Source organism: Streptomyces sp. HSW2009 (assembly GCF_040240285.1).
GTDB lineage: Bacteria > Actinomycetota > Actinomycetes > Streptomycetales > Streptomycetaceae > Streptomyces.
Map to the genome: position 1 here is coordinate 1 of NZ_JBEHZD010000875.1, position 2094 is coordinate 2094.

Sequence of the window (2094 nt, forward strand, 5' to 3'; positions counted from 1 at the left end):
CTTGAGGCGTTCCACCCGGGCCCTGGTGTCCGGGTCGGACTGGAGGTCGCGGGCGAAGTCGGCCAGGAAGCGGTCGAGCGCGCCGCGCGGGGGGGGGGGGGGCGGGGGGCGCCGGGGGGGGGCGGCGGGGCCCGGCCCCCCGGGCCAACGGCCCCGGGGCCGGCCGCCCCGGATTGTTCACCGGGCAGGGAACTGCTTGCGGAACAATCGCGCGCCCCGTGTGCTGGGTTGCGGCAGCCACGGGGCGCCGGCGCTCGGCGTCGGCCACCGCACCGCAGACCACCCCGGGGGATGGCCCGGGCGGTGTCAGCCGTCGGCCGGGGAGGTAGCGGCGGGCCTCATGCGACTGCCAGGCCGGGCGGCGGGGCCTCAGGGCCCCGGCCCCGCCGCACCGAAGCCGAAGCAGAAACAGAAACCGAGGTCGGGGCCGATGTCGATGTCGGGGCCGGGGCCGGGGTCGATACCGGGGCCGGGGCAGGGGCCGATGCCGGGGCCTGCACCCCGACCCACCGCACCCCGACCCGCCACACCCATCCCCACCGCACCCCGACCCGCCACACCCATCCCCACCAGGCCCGTGACCCGTCCCCACACCCCTGCGCCACAGTGCCCCTGCGCACCGCACCGCACCGCAGCACAGCACAGCACACTCGCCCCAACCCACCCCATCCAGCAGCACAGTTCAGAAGGGGAAGAGACTCCCATGGCCCATACCTTCACGCGGCGCAGCCGTACGGCGCTGGCCGCCGCCACGGCGCTCGCCGCCTCGCTCGCCGCGTTCAGTGCCACGCCGAGCGCCGCCCGGGCTGCCGATGCGGAGATCACGCCGGGCGCAGCCGCCGTGACCGCGAGCACCAGCGACGAGAACGTGCCGGCCGGCGCGGTCGACGGCGACCTCGGCACCCGCTGGTCGGGCGAGGGCGACGGGGCCTGGCTCCAGCTCGACCTCGGGGCGGCCAAGTCCGTCAACGAGGTCAAGCTCGCCACCTACCGCGGTGACAGCCGCCGCAACCTGTTCCAGCTCCAGTACTGGACCGGCTCGTCCTGGCAGACCGTCGTCGACGGCCGCAGCAGCGGCACCGGCAAGGGCCTGGAGTCCTTCGCCTTCGACGCCGTGACCACCTCGAAGATCCGTTACGTGGGCCACGGCTACCAGGGCGTGGGCGGCGCCGACGGCGGGGCGTGGAACAGCCTCACCGAGGTCGAGGTGTGGGGCGCGGCCGGCGGTGACGACGGCGGGGGCGACGACGGCGGCACGGCCAAGGTCCCGGCCGACGTGCTCGACCTGACCAACTGGAAGCAGACCCTGCCCATCGGCGAGCCCGGGCACCCCACCGAGATCCAGCAGCCCGCGTTGGACACGTACTCCCACGACCCGTACTTCAAGGTGGTCGAGGGCGGCAAGGCCGTACAGTTCCAGGCCCCGGTCAACGGCGTGACCACCAGCGGCTCGAAGAACCCGCGCTCGGAGCTGCGGGAGATGAAGAACGGCGGCAAGGACAAGGCGAGTTGGTCAGCGACGTCCGGCACCCACACGCTGACCGTGCGGGAAGCCTTCACCCACCTGCCGGAGAAGCGGCCGTACGTGGTGGGCGCCCAGATCCACGGGGGTGACGACGACGTCACCGTGTTCCGGCTTGAGGGCACCAAGCTCTACGTCACCAAGGACGACACCACGCACCACCAACTGGTCGACGCCAACTACAAGTTGGGGACCGTCTTCGAGGCCAAGTTCGTCGTGAAGGACGGCAAGGTCAAGGCGTACTACAACGGTGAGCTGAAGACGACGATCGCGTACACCGGCTCCGGCAACTACTTCAAGGCCGGCGCCTACACCCAGGCCAACTGCACCAACACCGACCCCTGCTCGTCCAGCAACTACGGCGAGACCCGCATCCACGAACTGAAGGTCCAGCACTCCTGAGCCCGGCTGCCCGTTCGCGGAACCTCTGCGGGCCGCCCCCCGGGCGGGCAGTCGTACGGTGGGCCGGCGCCGGCAACCCTGGCGCTAAAATAACCTCAGACAGCCCCAGACCAGCACTCCGATGATGATTTCCCTGAAGATCAGCTAAAAAAAAGACAATTCGCGGCGGG

General features: G+C 71.7%; 1 protein-coding gene. It reads left to right on the forward strand.

The window, feature by feature from the left end:
* The first annotated feature begins 703 nt into the window (after window positions 1–703).
* Window positions 704–1924 (forward strand): polysaccharide lyase family 7 protein, encoded by a 1221-nt coding sequence (locus AAHZ94_RS33135; protein WP_349997408.1) that lies wholly within the window; start codon window positions 704–706, stop codon window positions 1922–1924.
* Window positions 1925–2094 lie beyond the last annotated feature (170 nt).